Source organism: Flavobacterium sp. KH_001, assembly GCF_057840745.1.
In genome coordinates this window covers 2,223,172-2,248,945 of the sequence record NZ_CM174520.1, presented here as the reverse complement: position 1 = coordinate 2,248,945, position 25,774 = coordinate 2,223,172, and the positions used below count along the sequence as shown (strand labels likewise).

The following is a 25,774-nucleotide window of genomic DNA, read 5'->3' as shown; positions in this document are numbered from 1 at the left end:
AATTTAATGCTATTATCCAATAATAAAACTATGGTTATTTAAGTTAGAAAAGAAGTAGTTCTATTTAAGAATAGAGGAAATAAAACAAGCTGATTTCATTGCGAATTACAGATCATTTAGCACAACTCTCTTTGCAATTACAGTATTTAACAAAAAATAATTTCATAAAATTCTTCGACAAATAGGTTAGATATTTGAATACTTCCCGCTCCTAGGACAAAAGCTCCAGATTTCTCTGAAGCTTTTTTGTTTCAAATTATGGCGTATGGACTCATATCCGCGGCGGCGGACAAAGGTTCAGATTTCTCTGAAGCTTTTTTTGTTTAAGCTAAAAACGTAAAAAGTCGGGAGACTTTTATCAGGTTTACAATTTATAAGAAACAAAAAAGTTGCGTAAATTCTAAAAGAGACATTTACGCAGCTTTTTTTGAGAACACTTTGAAGAGCAGAAAAAAACATTATTAAAAGCTTCGTAAAGCTATAGTTTAATTTTTCGCCTAATTTTGCTTTCAATTTCGGGTAATACTTTATCATGCAAAAGGCTATTCATGCTTTCTTCAATATTTGGAAAATTTGGTGGACTAAGTATGTTTTTCTTTTCAATATTGCTAGTATTGCCAACATTAAAATATGAAACTACTTTATTTGTTTCTAAATCTATAAAAGCATTACTTAAAAATACATTTGTTCTTTTATCTCCATTAAAGGCCCCTGCTTTTTCAAATTCTATTCCAAATCGACCATCAATAATAAGCAAATAGTTCAAATTGTATTTCACTTTTATTTTTTTTAAATCGTCGCCGACGTATTCTGGTTTTGTCCAAATGAACATTGGTTGATTTGCCTTACTTATTGTATCTTTTATTTGAATAATTTCAACATTAAATGAAGCTAACTCTTTTAAATATGCCAGAATAATTCTTTCAGTTGGATTTCCTTTTCCGGTTTCTAAAAACCTATAAGCGCCATAAAACAAGTCCTTTTTGTCTACCTCTGATATTTCAACCGTATTAGAAACTGCTTGTCTGGTTATTTTGTACGGGCCATTTATACTAAAAATTACACCTATTTTTTTCTTTTCAAAATTTTGCGAATAGCTAAAATTAAAAAGCATAATAATACTTACAAAAAGAAAGATTTTTTCTAGTTTCATTTTTTATTAAATTAATGTTGAATTGGAGTTTTTTCATTGATTATTTGTGAATCTTCTGGTTTTCTTCAAGTTTTAAAGATGAGCTTTTTTTTGGATAAATGTAGAAGTAATACCAAATACAAAATCAACTTTAAATTAAGCCTAATCCCACTATATTACCAAACGGCAGTTCTGTGCTGTTTTATTTATTCATCTCTTTTTCAATTTCTTTAATAAGTTCAATTGCTTGTGGTTTTACATTTTTGTCATAAACCCTTATGTTATTTTTACCAATTCTGATAAGAAATTCTATTGTCTTTTTAAATTTTGGGTCTGAATATAGTCTTACTTCCGATTTATCTGCATTTTCTATCATTTTATCAAAACACTTGAACAGAAAATTATCATAAACTTTATCAACTTCGTTAATTGATGGTACCCATAGTTGGTAATAAGATAAGATTTTCTGTTTTAATTTTTCGTCTTCAATATAGCCAATTTTGCCACTGGACTTAAAACCTTCAAAATTTCCAACATTCATTATTTGTCCATGTGAATAAACCGGGAGATGAACTATATCTTTAGACCTATAAATACTGTCAAGTTGGAGAGTCGTTAGTCCTAAAATTTTTTCATACCCTTTGTTTGCGTTTTGGTATTGTTTCTTTTCACTTTCGAGCTTTTTTATGTCATCTTGTAAATCATTCTTTAAATTAGCAAGAAATACAGATACTTCTTCTTGTTGATGTCTATGTTCACTCCAACTGTGCAGCGATATTGAAAGTGTTACTGCAAAAACGATTATGCTTATTTCCACGATGATTTCTTTTACTTTCTCTCCCAAAGTGTGTTCTGTATTTTTCACAGTTTTGTAAATTTTTTTTGAATGTTTGGTAATTTCTTCTTGCATATCTTAGTTTTATAATTTTAACCTGGCTATTGGTGAAAGTTTATTTTAGTACGTTATTTACTTCAACGACTTCAAAATCGTCATTATTTTGCAGTAAGTGTTTTAATATCGGAATATGTCCTTGTCCAAATAGTAGTATAACGTATTTATCATTTGCATTTACTTGCGTAATTACATTAGCATAAATCGCCAAATTTCTCAAATACCACTCAGAAACTGCTTCCGCACCAATATAATTCTCTCCTGCTCCAACTTTTACCATATATTTTAAGTATAATGATAAATTTTTCTGCAAAAGTTCTTTTGTATTTAGATATTTTAGTATTCCGGTTATTGAATTTCGTTTTACGACACCATCTATTTCAGCCATAAAGTTTTTCGCTGTACTACCTAATTCATTTAATAGATATAACTGATTTTTTTCTTTAGCCGTTACACCTAGTAAACTGTCCTGTTTCATTAGATACAAAACATCAACACAATTAATCTGTTTTAAATTTAATTTTTTAGCTAATCTAAAACCAATTTGCTCTCGTTCAGAAACGGTTAATTTATACTTGTTTTCTAAATACGAGTTATACAAACTATCCATTTGCTTTTGCTGCTTAAATGGTTTTTCTATCATCACTTTATCAGCATTTGTTCGTTTTAAAGTTTCGGTCAATTCTTCCAATTCCTGCTGTCTTTTAGGAGCTAAAAAATCATCTGTCTTTAATTCATGCGCATCTAAATGAGGTGTTTCAAAGTGAATTGTACCGATTAATAAGATCTTAGTTTTTTGTTTAGATTGCTGTCCAAAAGTTGCTGTTACAATTAAAAGCGTAATTAAAAATGTAGAAAGTGTTTTAAGGAAAGTCATTTTTTTTAGATTATTTTGTAGTTTATTTTGTAGTTTGTTTTTATTGTCGTTCTCGCAAATTGCCACCAATATTGATTAGTTATTTCTGTCCCTCGAAAGTGACACACAACGCTTGATACTACAAAGGGGTTGAGATTAAAAAGCTAAGTTTTATTCATTTTTTTACACTGTCTACGAACTTTTATAGCGTAATTACAATACTACTCAAAAAAAACAAAGAAGCCTTACGGTTTCCCGTAAAGTCAAATTTTTTTCGATCTAAAATAAAATATAAAAAAGAAAAGTATAGAATTAAATAGTCATAAAAGCCATTTCAATCGAAATCTCTTCTACTTTTGCCCAATGTTAGAAATTCTTTACCAGGACGAATATATTATAGCAATCAATAAACCAAGTGGGTTGCTGGTTCACAAATCATTTTATGCGCGCGATGCAAAAGTGTATGCTATTCAGGAGCTGAGAAATCAAATAGGGCAACACGTTTACCCTATTCATCGGTTAGATCGCAAAACATCTGGTGTACTATTATTTGCGCTGGATAAAGAGGTATTAAAAATCATGAATGATCGTTTTGCCACACGCGAAGTCGAAAAAAAATATTTAGCCATTTTACGTGGCTGGTCACCGGAAGAACTAACGATTGATTATGATTTAACTAATGATGATGATATTACACAAAATGCAATAACACACTTTCATCGTTTGCAAAGTGCCGAAGTTGCGTTAGAATTTAATAATCGACCAACATCACGATATTGTTTGGTCGAAGCCATTCCTGAAACGGGACGCATGCATCAATTACGAAAACATTTCAAACATATTTTTCATCCCATTTTAGGGAGCCGTCCACATGGTTGTAACAAACAAAATAAATTATGGCTGGAAAATTATGATCTGAAAGGAATGATGCTTCATGCACATCAATTAATTTTTAATCATCCCATAAAAAACGAACAACTAATCCTGAATGCAAAGATTAATGAAGAGTTTAGCAGAGTAGGCACTATTCTTAATTTAGACTTAAGCAGGTATGAATAGAATATTAATTTGTAAATTATTGTTCTACTTTCAAACAATTGTTTTCGGTATGTTTCTACTAGGAAGGGTTTTTATTTGTTTTTCGCGATTCTAAATCCAAATCCGTCATTTCGTGTACCTCTTGGAGACTGGTATCTAACTTCTGGCATATGTATTCCATATTCTAATGGCTTTCCATCGGCACTTTGAGTTTCGTAAAACCAACTAACACCTTTCGAAATTTTATAGGTCCCTTCTCCTTCTGTTGTTACTTTCGGATTTTTTTTACTTACTAAACTATCCTTCTCAGGGTTGTACCAATCAAAAACCCATTCACCTACATTCCCGGTCATGTCATAAATTCCTAGTTCATTAGGTTTAAGTAGACCAACTTTATGAAAAGTACTGTCTGAGTTTTCTTTTACCCATCCTATCTCGATCGGACTATTACTACCGCTATATTTGTAGTTTTTGGTTTTCTTTCCACCTTTAGCAGCATATTCCCACTCCGCTTCTGTTGGTAATCTTCCTCCCGCCCATTTAGCAAAGTCATTTGCTTCGTCCCAAGTTGCAAGCATTGGATTTTCGTCTATCCATTTATAATATACTTTTATTCCGTGTGCATTTTCAATAGGTGCTTCAGGCATTTTTCTGCCTGTTTTTTCGCAAAACTCTCTAAACTGTTTAACCGTTATTTCATATTTACTTATGTAAAAGTCATCAAGCTCTACCATTCGGTGTGGACTTGTAAATCCCTTTATTGTATCACCTTTGGGACTAATAATGATTTGGTTTTTACCTTGCTCAAAAGTCCCACCTTCTACAAAAACATAGTCAACATTATCTTGTTTACAGGAATTCAGTACCAAAAGCCCTAGAAAGATTAAGAATATCTGTTTGATCATAATGTCTGTTTAAAATTACTGCCCACTTATTTATATGTGGCAAAAAAACTACCCAAATTGGGGTCGATAAATGCGATAGTGCTATATTTTTTCTTTATAAATCATCGGGAGAAGCAGTCGGTATTATTATAGCAATCTTCAAAAAACTGCTTAACTATTTGAATACTTTCCACAACTAAAACAAAGCTTCAGAGAAATCTGGAGTTTTGTTTTGTTTCACCCCTCGTTATCAACTTCCGTTGCGTTCACCAGTGAGACGCTCGCGCAAACTGGAGAAACACCTCGGAGAGCGAAGGTATTACCAAATTATTATTCTGTCTTTCTTTGGCAAAAACATTTTATCTCCAGGTTGTACATTAAATGCTTCATAAAAAGGAGTAGTATTCATTAAAGGACCATTAACACGCCAATTTGGTGGAGAATGTGGATTATTGTTAATCCACAAACGCAGGAACTCATCTTTCATTTTTACTCTCCATATTTTGGCTATAGAAATAAAGAAGCGCTGGTCTGGAGTAAAACCGTCAATTTTTGTATTCCCTTGTCCTTGTTCAGTCATTTTAAAAGCATCATAAGCAACTGCTATTCCGGCAATATCTGCCGTGTTTTCGCCAACTGTCATTGCTCCATTAATGTGTAGATCGTCTAAAACGGTATAGGTACTATACAAATCAATAACCTGTTGTATTCTTGACTTAAACTGTGCATAATCCTCTTTTGTCCACCAGTTTTTTAAGTTGCCATCCTTGTCATATTGAGCGCCCTGATCATCAAAAGTATGGGTTATTTCATGACCTATAACCATTCCGATACCTCCATAATTTAGTGCATCATCTGCGTTATTATCAAAATATGGGGGTTGTAAAATACCTGCAGGAAAAACAATTTCATTTGCAGTAGGATTATTATATGCCGTAACTGTTGGAACTGTGGTATACCATTCTGATTTATCGACTGGTTTGCCCAATTTTGCCAATTGAAATTGGTATGCAGCTGCAGCAGCTGAAACCATATTCTCAAAATAGGTATTTCTGGCTATCTGTACATTGCTATAGTCTCTCCATTTATCCGGATATCCTATTTTCTTAGTCATAGCTGCCAATTTTTCTTTAGCTTTTTGTTTCGTAATGGAACTCATCCATTCCAATTTATCAATTCTTTTGGCATACGCTTTTTGCAAATTATTCACGAGGATTAACATACGTTTTTTAGCATCTTCTGAAAAATATTTCTTTACATACAATTGACCCAATGCTTCGCCTAAGTACGTGTCAAGAACACTAGCCATTTTTTCTCCACGTGATTTTTGAACAGCCTGGCCAGAAAGTACTTTGGTATATTCAAATGAGGCATCTACAAAAGGTTTACTTAAATCATCTGCATATCTTTCTATAGATCTTGCCTTCAAATAAATTTTCCAATTATTAACAGGGATCGTTTTTAAGAGCTTATTAAGGGCATCATAATAGGCTGGCTGGCCTACATTAATGAAATCGGTTTTAGCACCTAAATTATTCAAAAAAGCAGTCCAGTCTATGTTAGGATGTCTTTTTACAAGATCTGTCACAGCCATTTTATTATAATTTGCCTGCACATCCCGAAGTTCAACTTTTGTTTTATGTGAAACGGCGAGTTGTTTGTCAATATCGTAAACCAAATTAGCATTCTTTTCAGCCTCATTGGCATTGCTTCCTGTTTGTTGAAACAAAGTAGTAAGGTATTTTTTGTAAGCTTCCTGTATGGTTACAGTTGATGAATCTGATTTGAAATAATAATCCCTGTCAGGCAAGCCGATACCCGTTTGATAGATTTGGGCAATATTCATACTGCTGTTTTTATCATCTGGCCCCACTCCAAAACCTATAATAGAAGAATTGTTCACTTTTTCTTCATTCACTACAAAGTTCATTAAGGATGGTAAATCACTAATTGCTTCAATTTTGGCAAGCAAGGGTTTGATAGGTGCATAACCGCGTTTGTCGATGGTTACTGTATCCATACCTGATGCATAAAAGTCTCCGACCTTTTGCTCAATACTTCCTGCTGGATTCTTGCTTTGTGAAATACTGTCCAATATTCCTTGCAGACGCATTCGTTGTGGGTAATTCATAAACATATAGGCACCAACTCCGGCTTGAGATGCAGGTATTGCAACAGAATCATACCATTTACCATTTACATATTTAAAAAAATCATTGCCAGGTCGCAATGTGGAATCTATTCCAGTGATAGCAATATTTTTTTTTCCTTCATGTTTTGAACACGATGTAAAAGCTAAGAACGCAATGAATAGCATTAATGAATTTTTCATAATCTAGATTATTTCTATTAAAATGAACTGAAAAAAAAGTTTGAAGGCAGATATTTTAAAATGTATATATCTGGCATAGTTAATTTTAGCAGAACAATATACGAATTCAGTTTTTAATTCTAAAGTTTTTATAAGAATTACCACTTATAAAAGTCAGAATTATAGGCAGACATTTATCGTTAATCCAGTAATCCTCTGCTCTACTAAATGTTCTAATTCATGCTACGCAGTCCCAAAGACCTTGGGGACTCACTTTGCGTCATTTCAACCAAACGTAATTTTAAAAAAACTCATAAACTCCCCTACTTCAAACCTAATATATTTTTCAGCTGTTTTTACTAATTAAAATTTACGCCACTTTTCATGAAAAGCGCTTCTGAAAACAGCCTAAACCTACAGAATATTCTCTCAGAATAAATATTTTTTTGTTTTTTTTGAAAATCTTTTTTTTAATAAAAGATGAAAAAAAACTGCTATCCTTCCATTTTTTATCTAAAACAACAAATTATTAATCAAATAAATACATTTTAATTTCCTGAATTTATCTACGATAGAAATTTCGAAATATGATAAAGTTCAGAACAGCTAAAAACAATTTTCTAAAAAAATATTTTTGTGTATTCTAAAATTATTTGCATTTTTGCACCCGCATTACAAAAGCAGGCCCGTTCGTCTATCGGTTAGGACGCATGGTTTTCATCCATGTAAGAGCGGTTCGATTCCGCTACGGGCTACTAGCTAACAAAAAGCTTCAGAGAGATCTGAAGCTTTTTTTATGCAATAAATTTAATCTCCTACAATTCATATAGGATCAATACGAAAAACTGTGGTGAGAAAAAAATTACCACGGAGAACACAAAGTTTTTTAAATATGCTAAGTTTAGTAAAACACAAAGTTCACAAAGCTTTGCCGGCTTAGATTGTGTAAATATTAGTGAACGCTGTGAATCCCAACAGCTATCGATTGTGTTCTCTGCGTTAAAAAATAATTAAGCAGTATGAAATTTATAATGTTTCCCACAACATCTAGCGTTAATCCAAAAAAAGCCACTCATGAATGAGTGGCTTTGTAGGATATAAAGAGTACTAACTCGATTTAAAAAAATAACCAACTATTATTTGAAAAACTTTGTTCTTCATATCGCTATTAATAATATTTGCACTTGCAACTGTAAATTTTGTTCCTTTATTGCGCTTCGAGTATCCATTGTTGGTTTGGACTTCCTGTTGTGCCATTAATGCTGTATTGAACAATCTTGGTTCCACTTATAGTACTGCTTCCCGGATTATCCAGTACATAATGATTTGATAGATTGCTTTGAATTACATATTTGTTGGTGCCGGCAGAAATTAACTTCCATTGCTGATTAGTGCCATTTGAAATGGTATACTGAATGATATTCCCCCCTAAGGTTTGTATGCCACCTGAGATATCAAGCGCCTTATTACTATTTGCATTAACAATTACGTAAGCTGACCCCTGAGTATTAAACTTCCATTTTTGCGCGTTGGTGCTTACACTCGTGCTTTGCACAAGAAAAGCACTATTGGCTGTACTGTTATTCTCCAGGGCCAGGTAAAGACCACTTGAAGCATTTTTAATTTTATACCATGTACTTCCAGATATACCAGTTGTAACCGGTACTATTAAAGCTGGAGAAACTTGGTTAAAAATATCTGTAAGGGTAATTCTAACAGAATAAGTACCCGTGCCTAGTGTACTGCTAATTGTAGCAGATCTTTTTTGAGGCAACACCTCATTTACCGTACTCACGACCACTCCCGAAGGATCAAGCAATTCTACTTTCGAAGAAAATTGCGGGCTCTTGGTTGGAGTGTTGGTCCAGTTTACGGTTACGGTATTCCCGCTGCTGCTGGCTGTGGCTCCTTGGAGTTGTCCAACGGTTAAAACAGGAGCGGTACCTTGGTTGCTTTGCGCAGGAAGTGATAATGTACGTCCTGTACCAAATGCTGCGCTGGGCTGAACATTCCCACCATGCTCCATAAAATAAGCATCTTCTGTTGCATCATAACCTGAGTTGAAGGCTCTGTCATATATACCATTTCTGCCTTCATCACCGGCATTGGCACTAAAACTTCTGCTAGTATGCTTTTCCCAGGTATTGTTTATGCTTAGATTCCAGCAATCTTTAAAAAAAGCTTTCCTAACAAAACTCCCATCATGAGCTGTATTAGTTCCATCCCAATTCTCTAAAAAGGCATCATTACCTGCTCCTAAAAAAGTAGTTCGCTCAGGAATGGCCAGTGTAGAAGTGTGGAACCAGACTCCGGTACTTTGATTTTGGATAAAGGTCCCGATGTACAATTTTCCATTTAATTTCCATGCCCTGAGTGCAATATTGTACCAGGTATTAAGCGTCCATTGATAAGGATTAATCGTTTTGTACCCATCGCCTTCACCACCAAATCTGCTGCTGATAGTTCCATCAGCGGTGTAAGCCACTTCCGAATAAATTCCTCCCAGGGTGTTGGGATCCCAAAGCGAAGAAATCAGAATATTTGGGGTTCCAAAAGAAGTATCTGGTGTTTGCTGCAGTCCCGCATAACCTCCAGAATAATTATGAACTGAGAAATACTCTGTATTAGCTGATTGGGTGATTTTTACTTTATGCAGTTTAAGAATAGCATCTGAGGCAAAAGAAAAATAAAGATGTTCTGATGGGGCTGCATTCTCCCCACTTACCTTTGTGGTCTTGGCTACATTTTTGCCTGATTCGGCTAGTGGTGGACTTTTAAGTGTGCTGTCTTCTTGACAAGACATCAATGTACAAAAAAGAAAAAACAGAGCCGTCAAAGGCCTCGTAAAAAAAATGGTTAATTTCATAGTTTTAAGGTTTGTTAATGGTTACTATTATTTTATTAATGCATAAAAAAATACAATTCATTATTTTTCAAAAAAACGTATAACAATGAAGACGATAAAATTTGAATTATGTACCCCAGCTATATTTTATTTGTTTTACTCTCCGACCGATAAAACCTCTTAAAGTTCTTTTTAAATATCCCTACTTTTACTTCTCTCTCCATAGACATTTCCTGTAAATACCTCCAATTGTAAGACGACCTCAAAACAACAGCCTTCTACATTTTTATATCCATTTTAAAATATCACAAAACCGCAATAAAAACTCATTAAAACCATATTTATCACAATAAAATATAAGAATATACTCTTATTTAGCAGCTAAACTATATATTTTTTATTAATAAAAAAAGAAAAACACAAACATATGTGTTCGAGCACATTAATATAATGTGCTCGAACACATATAAATCAGGCAATCACCTGTATTTTGAAATTTTGTGAAATTTTTCCGTCTTTAATAATTATAAGAAAAATAAGATATTTACTTTAGCGAGTGCAACCTTAAAAAAAATCAATTTTCTTTACAGAACTAAAAGTATTCATAGATGTGAACCTCATTCAACATCTTTTCTTTGTAGTTTTAAAACATGTGTTCGAGCACATTTTTACTCATTTTCATTTTTTTATTGAAAAATAACCTATATATTCGTCATCAAAATCTTAATATCCTTGCTTTATTTTCACATTAAAGGAACGTAAAATAGGCTTTTACTTCAATTTTAACTTTTTTAAGAAATTAATAAAAGTCAAATAAAAGGTCCGATGGAACTCAAAAAAACAAATCGCATAAAATAAAATTTAAAGATGGATTACAAACATTGTCTAATTATTATAAGCCTTTTTTTAGTGTCAATACAGGCATTACCACAATCAAAAATGGCGAAGTCAGATTCGATTTTTTTTGTAGAAAAAACAGTGTTTGTACCAACCGTTTCAAAAGCAACCTCAACCTACAAAACACCAATATGTCCAGAAGGTTTTAGTGTACAATTGATAGGTTCGGATAATCTTGCGATTATAACCAAATCAGGAAAAGTTTTTAGTCCATTGCATAACATGACCGTTAATCTTTTATTTAAGGCAATTAAAAAAGACAACGGTTCTTTTATGGAAATCCCATATGTAGTAAACGTTGAAGGAACATACAATAATCAGGGAAAGAATGCCAAACCTTTTGTGATTCCGTCCTTAAGGGAATGGCATGGTGATGAAGGAAATTTTATATTGACATCAAAATCAAGAATTGTAGTAGATGCAAAATATGAAGCAACTCTTATGGAGGCTGCTAAAATTTTTCAGGACGATTTAGATAAACTGTGCGCTATAAAACCAAAAATTGTTATAGGCAAACCAAAAGCCGGAGATATTTTTATTTCTTTGGATGGAAAGAATGACGAATTGGGAGCGGAAGGTTATTCTCTTTCTATTCGCGATTATGTATCTATAAATGCTGCTCAATATAAAGGTGCTTTTTGGGGAACCCGTACTATTTTACAAATATTAGAGCAAGACGCGAAACATTGTTCTTTGCCTAAAGGGATTTCAAGAGATTATCCTAAATATGAGGTAAGAGGTTTTTTATTGGATGTCGGAAGAAAATATTTTAAGATTGAGTTTTTAAGAGATTACGTAAAGTTGATGTCCTATTATAAAATGGGTGATTTTCAAATTCATTTAAGTGACAATGCCTTTGTAAAACATTACAACAACGACTGGGATAGCACTTATAGCGGATTTAGGCTGGAAAGTGAGCGATATCCAAATCTGCCAACTAAAGGAGAATTTTACACTAAAAAAGAATTTATCGATTTACAAGTATTGGCCGAGCGCTACGGCATAAATATTATTCCTGAAATTGACGTTCCTGCGCATTCTCTTGCCATTTCTAAAGCATTTCCGCAAATTGCCAGCCAAAAATATGGCAAAGATCATCTGGATATCAAAAACCCTGAAACGTATACCATCGTAGAAAATATATTCAGAGAGTATTTGGAAGGAGAAAATCCTGTCTTCCGTTTTAAGGAAGTGCATATTGGAACTGACGAATATGCCAAAGAAGAAGCTGAACCCTTCAGAAAATTCACCGATCATTTTATAAAATATGTCCAAACGTTTGGTAAAGATGTAAGAGTTTGGGGCGCATTGACACATGCCGAAGGTGTTACCCCGGTTACCTCCAAAGGCGTCACCATGAATGCCTGGTACAACGGTTATGCTGATCCTTTAAAAATGAAAGAATTAGGCTATCCGCTTATTAGTACGCCCGATGGTTTTCTGTATATTGTACCTGCCGCGGGTTATTACTACGATTATCTCAACTTGAAATATTTATACGAAAAATGGGAACCGGTAGCAATTGGAGATGTGGTTTTCAAGATGGGAGATCCTTTTATAAGAGGCGGAATGTTTGCGGTATGGAATGATGTCTCAAAAAATGGCATTACGGCTCAGGATGTAACAGACAGAGTTTTCCCTGCATTACAAGTTTTAAGTGAAAAAATGTGGAGCGGAGAAAATAAAACGGTGAATTTCAATGCTTTTTCAGATAAGGTAAAATCTATAAACGAAGGGCCGGGATTAAATTTGAGAGGGAAAATTTCCGGTAAAGATGCTTTGGTTGTCAATTACGAAATGAAAGGCAACAACAAGGATATTAAAATTATAAACCAAGTTGTGTATGAAAAAGAGGGAGACAGGAAAGTTTTAAATTTTAAGAGCAATAGCAGTCAGGCAAAGCTTCCCTATCCTGAAATTGGATATAATTACACCGTTGTTTTTAAAATTAATCCATCAGAAAACAATGCTGCCGATGCCGTTATTTTTCAATCGAATCATGCGACTGTGAAATTAAAGCAAGGCAAGACGTCTAATTTTGGTTTTTCGCATGAGGGAAAAGATTATGATTTTGGAGTTGCAATTCCTGAAAAGAAATGGAGCACGATTGCGGTTTCCGGAGATAATAATTCTACTACTTTGTATTTAGATGGTAAACTGGTTAAAAAATTAGAGCGCGAAAAAATTCCAACAGGCATCAAAACCGATTCGATTTACATAATGAAAACCTTATTTTTTCCATTAGATCAAATTGGAGACAGCAAGAATTCTTTTATTGGAAAAATGAAGGATTTAAAAGTATTCAACCAAATTTTATCTGAAATACAAATTCAGGCCATAAAAGAAGAGGAATAACTATTTTATAAATTAGAAAATTTATGAATACGATTTTAAAAACAATTTTCACTTGCCTTATCACGAGCGCACTCTTTGCTCAGCAAAAACCAAATATCATTTACATCTATGCCGATGATTTGGGCTATGGTGAATTGGGCTGTTACGGTCAGAAAGTGATTAAGACTCCCAATATCGATAAACTGGCATCAGAAGGAATAAAATTTACACAGCATTATGCCGGCGCACCTGTTTGTGCGCCTTCAAGATGTATGTTAATGACGGGTAAAAATGCCGGTCACGCGTATATCCGTGGAAATTATGAGTTTGGCGATTTTACCGATGAAAATGAAAAAGGACAATTGCCTTTAGAAGCAAAAGCTTTTACGGTTGCAGAATTATTAAAGTTGAAAGGTTATACAACTGCCCTTGTTGGGAAATGGGGATTAGGATATAATGACACTGAAGGAATGCCGACCAAACAAGGATTTGATTATTTCTATGGCTACTTTGACCAAAAGCAATCTCATAATTTTTATCCTTCCCATCTTTGGGAAAGTTTTGGTGAGGATTATCTAAACCAAAATACAAAGGGGTATACTATAAAAGATGATCTAGGACAACCTTACATCTATGTACACAGCAAAGCATTAGATCCAAAAACAGCTACTCCTGCCGATTTTGATGCTTTCAAAGGAAAAGTATATGCGCCTGAAAAAATGACCGAAAAAGCAATCGGATTTATTGATAAAAACAAAGAGAAACCGTTCTTTTTATACCTGGCTTATACGCTCCCTCACGTTTCTTTGCAAGCTCCGGAAGAGTGGATTAATAAGTATAAAGGCCAATTTGATGAGCAGCCTTATTATGGAAACAATGGCTACGCTCCTACGCTATATCCAAAATCGACTTATGCCGCAATGGTTTCTTATCTGGATGCGCAAGTCGGAATAATTCTTGAAAAAATAAAGGCGCTTGGTTTAGATAATAATACAATTGTAATGTTCAGCAGTGATAACGGTGCAACGTTTAAAACTGGTGGTTTTGATCCATCTTATTTCAACAGTATGGGCGGTTTAAGAGGTACAAAAGGCGATTTGTATGAAGGTGGGATACGTATTCCGTTTATTGCAAAATGGCCAGGCAAAATTCCGGCTGGTAAAACGAGCGATTTGATTAGTTCTCAAATTGATTTTTTTGCTACAATAGCCGATTTAAACGGTCAAAAAAAGACCGATACTGACGGAATTTCATTTTTACCTGAATTAACAGGAAAATCGAAAAACCAAAAAAAACACGAATACCTATACTTTGAATTCTCAGAAAAAACAGGTCAGGTCGCTGTTCGACTTGGGGACTGGAAAGGAGTAAAAAGTAACATGAAGAAAAATAAAAATGCTCCTTGGGAAATCTATAATCTTAAAACTGACGAAAAGGAGTCTGTTGATCTTGCTTCCCAACATCCTGAATTGGTTAAAAAATTTGAAGAAATTCTAAAGAAAGAACATACTCCTGCGAAAATTAAAGAATGGGAATTCATTAACTAATAGGATATCTCATTACATGATTTTGATTCTTTTTTTAATATATTTATTCTGATAACTTAAATATTTAATTTGCTGATTTTAAAAATTAAGAATCAAAAATAGTAACTACATAAATTGTTCAAACCAATTACTAAATTAATTACAACAAACTTCATATAAACAAGACCAATGAAAAAAATATTAATATTATTAGTTCTAGTTTGCAGTTGTAATATGTCAGATCAGGAAATTAATTTGCCGGAAGGTTATCTTTTTTTTAAAGAAGGAGGTTATTCTAATGTAATAGTGAGAAATCATAATTTAATTATAGAACATAGTGCCGTCGATTTTAGTTTTAATGAAGACTATATTATGTTTGTTTTTGATACATTGTTAGAGAAACCTAAAAAAATTGAAGTAAAAAAATTATATTTTTTAGTTCATAACATAAAAAAAGATAGTTTATCAAAAAGAATGGATTTTAAAGAATATAAAAAATTTATTAAATTAAATAATATTAACAAAGGCGAAGATTTGACTTTAAGAAAATATAAATAATTTTTTCTTAGGAATCACACACAAAATTCCAAATTGAATTTCTACAAACCATTAAAAAAATAGAAAAATTACCCAATAAGCCTTAAACTTCAGAGAGATCTGGAGTTTTTTTTACTTTTTTTTAAATATCTATAAACCATTAAAAATCACATAATTAAAATCATAACATGCGAAAAATTGAGTTTTTAGAACAAAAAACTTAGTTTAATGCTTGACATTTTTCTTTCCTTTTTCCTGAAATCCTTTCTTTTTATCGATTTAAAATCAGATTTGAATTTAAGCGCATAAAATTTAAGCAAGCTTAGTCTTACATATAAAACCTAATTTGATTACTGGTATGGTCATAAGGCCAATATTTTTTTATTTCCAATAAAATTTTCTGAAAAAGTAATTCTGATACTATATTATCCACTTTTAAAATTTTAGAAAGTGATCGTTTGTAGTAAAATATTTTATTCCGCTAAATAAAATATTACGCAAAAGACATTATTTCCTAAAAACCACCAATATTGCCTTATATTCATATATTACCCACTTTTATTTTCATATTACCCAAAAATACAACCGTTTTTTATGCATATTTTAAAAAACTGGTAGGTACTGGTATGTGCTGACGAGGAAACATTTCTAATTTTGGTTTTCACATTTATCCTCTTTCACGAAAACGAGAAAGTAAATTACTAACCAAAAACCATTATTACAAAAAATGAAATTATTAATCAAAGACAAACCAAAAACCGTTTGGCTTACTTCTGAAATCTGGAAGTTTACCAAATTGACACCTGGATTTCTGTTAGCTATGACCCTGCAAGTTTCTGCAGCAACAGAATCAAAAGACAGCAATTTTTTCCTGAAGTTACATAACACTCCATCCACGGGGAGCACGATAACAGGATCAAAAAATAAAACTGTTTTATCAAATTTTCAAAAAACTATCAAAGGTACCGTAACAGGCTCAAAAGGAGAACCGCTGCCTGGCGTGAACATACTTTTAAAAGGGACCAATAACGTCGTGACTACAGACTTCGATGGTAAATTCTCCATTGATGTTCCGGACTCTAATAGCATTCTTGTTATCTCATTTACCGGTTTTGTAACTAAAGAAGTTAGGGCCACAGACGGTTTAAACATTCAACTGGAAGAAGAAAATCAAACCTTAAATGAGGTCGTTGTTGTGGGATACGGTACTCAGAAAAAAGCCTCTACAACAGGAGCAATTGCTTCTATCAAAGGTGGAGTATTGACACAAAATGCCTCTGCAAACGTTTCAAATGGTATTGCAGGACGTATGTCAGGTGTTATTGCCAATAATCGTTCCGGAAGACCTGGTGATGACAGCTCCAGCCTTTTGATCAGAGGATTTAACTCTTTTGGAGGTGGAACCAGCCCTCTGGTAGTCGTAGATGGTATACCGGATCGCGATTTAAACAGAATCAATCCGGATGATATTGAATCGGTTACGGTTTTGAAGGATGCATCGGCAGCAATTTATGGTGTTCGATCTGCAAATGGAGTAATCTTAGTGACGACGAAAAGAGGTAAAGTTAGTGCGCCAACGATCAAAATTGATGGTTCTTATGGAATTCAGCAATTAACCCGTATGGACGAAAAAGTAAATTCATGGCAATACATGACGTATTACAACGAACTGAATGCCCACAAGGGAACCACACTTCCGTACGCGCAATCTGAAATAGACAAATACAAAGCCGGAAATGATCCTAATTATACCAGCACCAATTGGCTTAAGGAAGTTTATAGAAAAGATGCACCGCAATCGAACGTTTCTATGTCCGTAAATGGTGGTACGGAACAAGTGAAATATTTCTTTTCTGGTCAATATTTAAACCAGGAAAGTAATCTTAGAAACAGCGATGAGCGCTACAGACAGTTCAATCTTAGATCAAATATTGATGTTAATATCTCATCCAACTTAAAAGTAAACCTTGATATTGCGACACGAAGAGAAGACCGAAATTACCCGGCGGTAAGTATAGGAAGTATCATGCACGAAACTGTTAGTATGTATCCTTTTATTCCGGCCTATTGGAAAAATGGTTCTCCGTCTTCAGGAATTGCAAACGGAAGAAACCCTATTTTGATGTCTTCTTCGGCTGCTGGTTATGACAAAGTGATAAACCTCATCGTAAACCCAAAAATTGGATTCGATCTTAAATTACCAAAAATTACGGAAGGCCTTTCTTTAAGCGGATATGCAGCATTTGACTATAATGTTCGCAGTCAAAAGAAATTCACAAAACCTTGGGATGCTTATTCGTACGATAAAACAAATGACAGTTACAATAACGTAAAAAACAGTACTAGTATAACAAGCGTTATGCAGGATGAGCAAATTGCCAATCAAAATACCTATTTCGCAAAATTAGCCTACGATCGTAAGTTTAACAAACATACCTTTAATGCTTTTGTTGGATACGAGCAAACTACAACGGACAAAACGGAAACGTATGCCTACAGAAGAGATCTGCTGAGCGATAAATTAGACCAGATTTTCACCGGAAGTACTAAAGGGCAAAATGCAACAGGCAGTGCTTACCAGGACGGAAGGGAAAGTTATTTAGGCCGCGTTGCTTATAACTTTGATAATAAATATTTTGCTGAAGTTTCTGCCCGTTACAACGGATCTTTCAATTTTCCATCTTCTACACGTTGGGGCATGTTTCCTTCTGTATCTGCAGGTTGGAAAATATCTGAAGAAGACTTTTTCAAGAATAATATCAAAGCAATCGATCAGCTAAAAATTAGAGCTTCGTGGGGGAAAATGGGTAATGATGATATGAGAAGTGGTAATCAGCTAAATCAATATCTTTTCTTAACAAGATATCAGTTAATAACAGATCAACAGCTTTACAGCTATTTTGGTTCCGATTATACGCTAAATAATAGCATCTATCTTTCGGCTACTCCAAACCCAAATATAACCTGGGAAGTTCAGGATTCTAAAAATATAGGATTTGATTTTGGCTTTTTCAATAACAAACTGACTGCTACTTTTGATTACTTCAGCAATAAAAGATCTGATATTTTAACAGCAAGAAATGCATCTGTGCCTTTGTATACTGGTTTGGCACTTCCTAAAGAAAACATTGGAGAAACTGTTAACAGAGGTACTGACTGGTCTGTAAATTATGCTGACATGGGGCATCAATTCAAATACAGTATTGGTTTAAACTTTACTTATGCGCAAAGTGAAGTTTTGTTTCGCGACGAAGCTCCTAATATCCCGCAATGGCAAAAATCAACCGGAAAAGCTATCGATTCCTGGATGGTTTACCAAACAAATGGCATTTACCGCACTCAGGCAGATGTTGACAATTCAGCACATTTTGAAGGGGCAAAACCCGGAGATCTTTGGGTAAAAGATACAGACGGAGATGGTAGTATAACTACTAATGACCAGGTTAGAATTCCGGAATCGGCTACGCCAAAAATCGCTTACGGTATTCCGATGAGAGCGGAATATAAAGGATTCTCTATCGACATGCTTTGGACGGGACAATCAAAAGCAAAACAAATGATTCTTCCGCAAGCACAGGGCGCTATCGTAGCACCGCCAACATGGTTGTACAATGACAGATATACTGCAGATAATCCAAATTCCAAATATCCTGTAGCCTTCAATGATTCAGATAACAGAAATAACATTCCAGCTGACTTCTGGTTAAGAGATGCTTCTTTCTTTAGATTAAAATCATTAGAAGTATCTTATGTTTTACCTGAAAATGCACTTTCAAAATTTGGAGTATCAAACGTGAGGTTTTACGCCGGAGGAACAAACTTGTTCTCTTTCGACCACATGAAACAATACAACCTTGATCCTGAAACGAACAATACCACAGGAGTAAATTATCCGCAGACTCGTATTTACAGAATAGGCGTAAGTATTCAATTATAATATCGCAAAAAAATAAAGATTATGAAAAATCATAAAACCAATAAACTAATAAAAAAGATGGCATTCCTCCTTGCCTCTTTCATCACCATTATATCTTTTACTTCCTGTAGCGAAGATCCTCTGGACAAAGTTCCTTTGGATTCATATACAGATGCATCCGTATGGACCGACTTAAAACTTGCCGAAGCTTTCGCAAACAATCTGTACACCGTATTGCCTAGCACACAACACAACTGGAATGACAGAACAAACAGAAGCTGGGTTTTGTCTACGGCTTGCGACGAAGCTTTTAATAATTTTAACGATTATGACATTTGGAACCTAAATTCAGGCGCTTTGACTCCGGATAATGCAGGAAATTTTGATGTCTGGAAACCTACTTATGCTACGATTCAAAATTGTAATATCTTTTTATCCAGAATTGATGATGTTCCCGGAGATGAAGCCTGGCGCAACAGACTAAAAGGCGAAGTATTGTTTTTGAGAGCGTATGCTTATTTCAAACTTACGAGTGATTACGGAGGAGTTCCTTTGATTACGGTTCCTTTTGATCTAAACAGTAATTTTAAAGTAGATCGCAGTACTTATGATCAATGCGTTGATTTTATCGTTACTGAATTAGACAAATCTGCTGCGTTATTACCTTTAACAACTTCCAGCCTTGGCAGAATTACGAAAGGTGCTGCACTTGCCATAAAATCAAGAGCATTGCTTTATGCTGCGAGCCCACAATGGAATACCACTAATGATATTTCTAAATGGAAAAAAGCATCCGATGCTGCAAAAGCTGTTATTGATTTAAACCTCTATCAGCTTTATGATAAAAGCTATGCTGATCTTTTTACTACTAATAATTCAGAGATTATTTGCTCTCGTTTGTCTAGTAAAGACCCACAATGGAGCGCTTTTAATGGCGTAGAAATGTTCAATTCACCGAGTGGTTTTCACGGTTGGGCAAACTTTGCACCAAGCCAGAGTCACATCGACGCTTATGGAACCGCAGACGGAAAAGACATAACGGATCCAACATCTGGTTATAATCCACAAAAACCTTATGTAAACAGAGATCCCCGTTTTTACAAAAATATTGTATACGATGGACGTGCTTATGGAAAGCCAGAGTTCTGTCAGGATCGTTATGATGCAGGAAGTTCAAACAAAGCTGAATTTTATGAAGGCGGATTAGATTCTCCACAAGGATGGGATACCTGGAACGCCAGTAAAACCCGTTACACTTTCCGTAAATATTGCGATACAACATACAATTACAATAGCGAGACGCAAACCAATAAAACGTGGATTATTTCGCGTTTAGGTGAAATTTATCTGAATTATGCCGAAGCTGAATTTAAACTAGGAAATGAAGGAACGGCAATTCAATATTTAAACGCCATCAGACAACGTGCCGGAATTACAGTTCCATTGACTGGTTTAACCGGTACAGCTTTAGAGAATAAAATTCGCAACGAAAGACAAGTTGAATTATGTTTAGAAGGGTTCCGTTATTATGACGTTCGTCGTTGGAAAATTGCCGACGTAACAGAAAACAAACCTTTAATGGGCGTAATAATTACCAAAAATGGTGATGGTACAAAAACCTATACTTACACAAAAGTTCAGGACAGAATTTTTAAACCTCAACATTATTTATTGCCTATTCCGAGAGATGAAACGAACAGGACAAGTCTCGTTCAAAATCCGGGTTATAATTAATTGTTTCTCTTTTTTGTCCCAAACTTAAAGTATTAGTTTAACAAACTAGTAGAAACTTAGCAAACCCACCATTTTATTTGTGTGGGTTTGCTTTTAAAATTTATTTAAATAATAGAAACAAGCTACATGAAAAAAGCATTTATAATTATAGTGGTTAATTGCTGTTTCTTTTTTAATGCATTTGGCCAAAAAACAACCACTTTCAAATCATCTGATCCGGCAATAGAAATGGCTTTTAACCGGGCGAAAAAAATGGCTTTGAGTTATAAAGGAAACCCAAATGATCCCGTTGGCCCCTGGTACGAAGCAGCCCTTCCTTCCCGATCTGCTTTTTGCATGCGTGATGTATCGCATCAAAGTATTGGCGCCGAAATACTCGGATTAAGCAAAGAAAATAAAAACATGCTTTCTTTATTTGCCCAAAACATTTCCGAAAACAAAGACTGGTGCTCTTATTGGGAAATTAATAAATACGGAAAACCTGCCCCCGAAGATTACAGAAATGACAAAGAATTTTGGTACAATCTTAATAGTAATTTTGATGTAATGTTTGCCTGTTGGAGACTGTATTTATGGACAGGTGATAAAACGTATATAGACAATCCGGAGTTTGAAAATTTCTTCGAAAAATCGACGACAGCCTATATAGAACGTTGGGTACTCGATGCCGATTCCTTATTAACAAGACCGGAATTTCCAAATCCTTCTTTTCCTTTTAATATAAAAGATGATTTCCATAGATGCCGAGGATTGGCTTCTTATTCTGAAGGGATAAACGGCTTAAAAATGGGTGTTGATTTAGTCGCTGCAATTTACCGCGGACTTCTAACGTATTCTTCTATTTTAAGACAAAAAGGAGACATTCAAAAAGCGGAAATTTTCGAAAAAAAAGCCGCAAAATACCAACAACAAATAGAACAAATTTGGTGGGATGATACAACCTCAACTTATAATGTCATTTATACAAGTGATGGAAAATTCAGCAAAGACGGAGGCGAACTTTTTTTATTATGGTTTGACGCTTTGACAAATACAGAACGAACCAAAAAAACAATTGAACATATAATTTCAGAAAAAACCAATATCGAAAGTCTATCCTATCTACCCTTTTTGCTGTACAAATATGGTTTTGAAGAAAAAGGATATGAATATATTTTACACCTTACCGATCCGGCAACGAAACGAAGAGAATATCCAGAGGTTTCATACGGCGTGATTGAAGGCATTGTGCATGGTTATATGGGAATAGAACCTGATGCTACAAAAAACATAATAACAACTTTGTATCGCGGAAAGAGTGATACTACATCCGAAGTTGACCATTTACCTGTTTTAAATACAGTGTTATTTATAAAACATGAAAAGCAAAATACAACACTTCATAACAAAGGCAACAGAACTATACAATGGAGAGTTATGTTCGCCGGAGATTATGACGCAATATTGATAGACAACAAAAAAATTACCGCCAATCACAAGAAAGATGATAACGGGAAATCCTATACCTTTATTGATGTTCCGGTAAATCCAGGACAAAAAATAAAGGCATCTTTCCCGTAATTTTAAAACACGCAAAATATTTATCAAAAAACAACACAACAAAACTACTAAGACGATAGATAAAAACCTGTTGGCGGTAATTAAATTACATAGTACAAAACAGAGCAATAACTAAAAGCAATTTAAAAATAAATTTAATGAAGATCGTATTTAATAAAAGTCGAAAACCTATTCTCTTTGCCGTTGTCGCTTTTTGCTTCATGACAAGTAAAGCATTTTCGCAGGAAGACAACCGTTGGAAAATTGATTCTGATGGTGCTATTTCCTGGCAAATCAACAACAACATTCCGCATGACGATCATATCGAAATGAGTGGCAAAAAGATCTCCTGTGTGCTAAGATATGGTGTCGCAGCAGATGGTTCTTTCCATGCAACCCGCAGTCTGGTCTGGCCTATGCTGAGAACAATTCCTAATAATACGCACGCCAGTTTTACACGTCGTTTTGCACAAGATGCATTTGATCTGGTTACCGTAAATTATAAACCAATTACTTCAGAAAAAGTAGTTTCATTAGCACTTAACGGAACATTGTTAGTTAAAAGTAAATCTGATAATGCCCTTGAATTAACCAGACAATTTTTTCCATCAACAACTTTGGCAGGCTATTTTGAAATTTACACGCTTAAAAATACCTCTGATAAAGCATGTGTTGTCGAAATTCCAAAGTTAAATACGTTTTATACTTCAGATCCTGCGAAAGGAACTGAAGGCAGTTATACTGTGAGTGTGAACCTTTTTAATTCGGGGAATTTTAATCTTCAGGCAAATGAAACCATTAGTTTTTCTGTTTTCTATTCCGGAGTTAAAGCAAACGAACAAGTTCCTGTTGTAAATGCAGAAGAAGAAAAAAACAAGCGTATAAACTTAATCCATGAAATATGGGATAAGCTGATATTAGAAACTCCTGACCCTGTTTTGAATACCGAATTTGCTTTCGCGAAAATTCGGGCTTCTGAAAGTATTTTCGAAACCAAAGGCGGTCCTATGCATGGCCCGGGCGGAGAATCCTATTATGCTGCCATTTGGGCCAATGATCAGGCAGAATATATTGGTCCCTTTTTTCCTTATCTAGGATATGAATATGGTAATAAAGCATCACTTAATGCATATTTGCAATTTGCGAAATTCATGAACAAAGAATACAAACCTATTCCGAGTTCGATTGTTGCAGAAGGAACTGATATTTGGGACGGAGCCGGTGATCGTGGCGATGGAGCAATGATTGCCTATGGCGCTTCACGTTATGCGCTTTCGAGAGGAAATGCAAATGAAGCCCAACAATTATGGCCGTTAATTGAATGGTGCCTGGAATACTGTCATCGAAAACTAAATTCGGATGGTGTGGTAACTTCAGATTCTGATGAACTGGAAGGACGTCTTCCGGCAGGAAAAGCGAATCTTAATACTTCTTCTTTGTATTATGATGCGCTTAATTCGGCTGTTTATTTAGGGAAAGCTTTAGGGAAAAACGAAGCGCAACTCAAAGCATACAAAACGGAGGCTGAAAAATTAAAAGTTGCGATTGAAAAATATTTTGGTTCTAAAGTCGAAGGTTTTGAAACTTATAAATATTATAAAGGAAATGATATTCTGAGAGCCTGGATCTGTACTCCGCTTACGATGGGGATTTATGATCGAAAAGACGGAACTATAGACGCTTTATTTTCGCCAAGATTATGGACAAAAGATGGTCTTGCCAGTGTTGCGGGTGACAAGATATTTTGGGATCGTTCTACTTTATATGCGCTGAGAGGTGTATTGGCTGCCGGAGAAACAGACAAAGCTCTGGACTTTTTACATTATTATTCAAACCGACGTTTATTGGGCGACCACGTTCCTTATCCTGTAGAAGCTTATCCGGAAGGAGATCAACGCCATCTTTCGGCAGAAAGCGGTTTGTATTGCAGAATTTTTACCGAAGGATTATTTGGAATCCGACCTACAGGTTTACATAGTTTTGATTTCACGCCACGTCTTCCTAAATCCTGGCCCGTTATGAAATTGCGTCATGTATTTGCTTTCGAACGAGATTTTGATATTATGGTAGAAAGAGTCAATCAGAAGTTGAAAATCACGATAACTGATGGTAAAAAAACAGTTTTCAATAAGGTCATTAAAGATGGAGATACGGTAACTATCAATCTTTAAATACTAATTCTTTTTAAATATTTAGTAAGAAGAGCTTCAAAGAAATTTGGAGCTTTTTTTATGGCAGCTTTACTCCATTTTATTCAGAATCTAAATCAAATTTATTGGATTATTTTTTGTAATTTAAAAGCTCTAATCTTTATACCAAATGGAGGAGCAATTTAAAAAATATATCATCGAGAATACTGGTCTTTCAGAAAACGAGTATAAAGAATTAGAGCATTTGGTTTATTCAATTGAAGTAAAAAAAGGAACCGTTTTATTGAAGGAAAGCCAAATTTGCGACAGAGCCTTTTTTGTTTGCAAAGGAATTCTACGCTGCTATACGGTTGATGAAATGGGGAAAGATCATATTATCCAGTTTGCTTCTGAAAATTGGTGGATTGCAGACAGGAGCAGTTTTTATTTTGATGAGCCCTCAGAATTATTTATTGATGTAATTGAAGATGCCGAGCTTGTTTATATTCACAAGGATTTCATTAAAAATGCCCTACAGATTTCTCAAAAATTTTCCTCTTATAATTCCCTCGCACTACAGAGAAATATTAGACAAATGCAGAAAAGAATAAATTATTTACTATCGGCCTCCGCTGAAAAAAAATATTTAGACTTTATAGAAACCTATCCCAAAATTACGCTGAGGGTACCGCTTCAAATGATTGCTTCTTATCTTGGCATTACCCCTGAAAGTTTGAGCAGGGTCCGAAAAGAACTCGCCAGAAAAAGCTTCAGGCCCTAAATTACTTTACCCTATAACTTTTTTAATTTACCGCAAAGTACGCAAAGTATTTTTTTTCTGCTGTGTTTGCAGGATATCTTATTAAGCTCGCAAAGCTTTGCACTAATTTCGCTTTGTGTTCTCTACTTTAAATCTGCGTAACTGAATACCAAAGAGATACAAAGCGCAATGTTTAATTTTCTTTGTGTAACTCTGCGTAAAATCTCTGCGCAGCTCTGTGGTACAGCTTCGTATTTTTTTCCGCTCAACACTGCGTTAAATCTTTGTGTATCTGTGTGGTTAAAAACAATTATTATACTCTTTATGGTTTTCCGCAACATTAAACATTGAACTGATTTATCTATTCATAGATTTTTATCCTTTGCATTTCTTATCATAGATCAAGTGCTTCGTGTTTTATCCATAGTAATTTTACAATACTAA

Annotated in this window: 15 protein-coding genes and 1 tRNA gene; 10 read left to right on the top strand and 6 right to left on the bottom strand. The window is 34.5% G+C overall.

The genetic code is table 11. The annotated features are described in order from the left end of the window. Positions 1–478: 478 nt before the first annotated feature. From AC3ITQ_RS09735 to AC3ITQ_RS09725, 3 genes are all read right to left on the bottom strand, one after another. The gene (locus AC3ITQ_RS09735) at positions 479–1,153 is read right to left on the bottom strand and encodes a hypothetical protein (RefSeq protein ID WP_489238424.1); all 675 of its coding nucleotides are present in this window, start codon (positions 1,151–1,153) and stop codon (positions 479–481) included. A 181-nt stretch (positions 1,154–1,334) separates the two neighbouring features. After that, positions 1,335–2,042, bottom strand: coding sequence for a DUF6090 family protein (locus tag AC3ITQ_RS09730; protein WP_489238422.1), 708 nt, complete (start codon positions 2,040–2,042; stop codon positions 1,335–1,337). Positions 2,043–2,082: 40 nt separating this feature from the next. Continuing rightward, positions 2,083–2,901: a DUF5694 domain-containing protein gene (locus AC3ITQ_RS09725; RefSeq protein ID WP_489238421.1), complete on the bottom strand. Its 819-nt coding sequence runs from the start codon at positions 2,899–2,901 to the stop codon at positions 2,083–2,085. Between the two features lie 342 nt (positions 2,902–3,243). On the opposite strand from AC3ITQ_RS09725, the gene AC3ITQ_RS09720 reads away from it, so the two are divergent. Next, positions 3,244–3,939, top strand: coding sequence for a pseudouridine synthase (locus AC3ITQ_RS09720; protein ID WP_489238420.1), 696 nt, complete (start codon positions 3,244–3,246; stop codon positions 3,937–3,939). A gap of 71 nt (positions 3,940–4,010) precedes the next feature. Here the strand turns inward: AC3ITQ_RS09720 and AC3ITQ_RS09715 are convergent, their stop codons facing one another. Next, on the bottom strand, positions 4,011–4,823 hold the full coding sequence (locus AC3ITQ_RS09715) for a formylglycine-generating enzyme family protein (RefSeq protein WP_489238418.1): 813 nt from the start codon (positions 4,821–4,823) through the stop codon (positions 4,011–4,013). A gap of 298 nt (positions 4,824–5,121) precedes the next feature. Beyond that, complete coding sequence (locus AC3ITQ_RS09710; protein WP_489238416.1) at positions 5,122–7,134, bottom strand: M13 family metallopeptidase; 2,013 nt, start codon at positions 7,132–7,134, stop codon at positions 5,122–5,124. Positions 7,135–7,796: 662 nt separating this feature from the next. Between AC3ITQ_RS09710 and AC3ITQ_RS09705 the strand changes: the two genes are divergently transcribed. Continuing rightward, a tRNA-Glu gene (locus AC3ITQ_RS09705) sits at positions 7,797–7,868 on the top strand. A 452-nt stretch (positions 7,869–8,320) separates the two neighbouring features. Here the strand turns inward: AC3ITQ_RS09705 and AC3ITQ_RS09700 are convergent. Continuing rightward, a complete protein-coding gene (locus AC3ITQ_RS09700; protein ID WP_489238414.1) occupies positions 8,321–9,979 on the bottom strand; it encodes a DUF3472 domain-containing protein in 1,659 nt (552 codons plus the stop codon). A 918-nt stretch (positions 9,980–10,897) separates the two neighbouring features. Here AC3ITQ_RS09700 and AC3ITQ_RS09695 point away from each other — a divergent pair. The 8 genes from AC3ITQ_RS09695 to AC3ITQ_RS09660 all read left to right on the top strand — a co-directional run bounded on the left by AC3ITQ_RS09695 (position 10,898) and on the right by AC3ITQ_RS09660 (position 25,351). Further along, complete coding sequence (locus AC3ITQ_RS09695; protein WP_489238412.1) at positions 10,898–13,210, top strand: family 20 glycosylhydrolase; 2,313 nt, start codon at positions 10,898–10,900, stop codon at positions 13,208–13,210. Between the two features lie 23 nt (positions 13,211–13,233). Then, positions 13,234–14,736: an arylsulfatase gene (locus AC3ITQ_RS09690; RefSeq protein WP_489238410.1), complete on the top strand. Its 1,503-nt coding sequence runs from the start codon at positions 13,234–13,236 to the stop codon at positions 14,734–14,736. Between the two features lie 168 nt (positions 14,737–14,904). Further along, positions 14,905–15,273, top strand: coding sequence for a hypothetical protein (locus AC3ITQ_RS09685; protein ID WP_489238408.1), 369 nt, complete (start codon positions 14,905–14,907; stop codon positions 15,271–15,273). 706 nt (positions 15,274–15,979) lie between these two features. Beyond that, positions 15,980–19,189 carry a SusC/RagA family TonB-linked outer membrane protein gene (locus AC3ITQ_RS09680; RefSeq protein WP_489238406.1) on the top strand — a complete coding sequence of 1,070 codons (3,210 nt, stop codon included), beginning with the start codon at positions 15,980–15,982 and terminating at the stop codon, positions 19,187–19,189. Between the two features lie 21 nt (positions 19,190–19,210). Then, a complete protein-coding gene (locus AC3ITQ_RS09675; RefSeq protein ID WP_489238404.1) occupies positions 19,211–20,902 on the top strand; it encodes a RagB/SusD family nutrient uptake outer membrane protein in 1,692 nt (563 codons plus the stop codon). A gap of 126 nt (positions 20,903–21,028) precedes the next feature. After that, complete coding sequence (locus AC3ITQ_RS09670) at positions 21,029–22,462, top strand: glucosidase family protein (protein ID WP_489238402.1); 1,434 nt, start codon at positions 21,029–21,031, stop codon at positions 22,460–22,462. Positions 22,463–22,599: 137 nt separating this feature from the next. Then, positions 22,600–24,612, top strand: coding sequence for a hypothetical protein (locus AC3ITQ_RS09665; RefSeq protein WP_489238400.1), 2,013 nt, complete (start codon positions 22,600–22,602; stop codon positions 24,610–24,612). Positions 24,613–24,760: 148 nt separating this feature from the next. Further along, on the top strand, positions 24,761–25,351 hold the full coding sequence (locus tag AC3ITQ_RS09660) for a Crp/Fnr family transcriptional regulator (protein WP_489238398.1): 591 nt from the start codon (positions 24,761–24,763) through the stop codon (positions 25,349–25,351). Positions 25,352–25,774: the final 423 nt, after the last annotated feature.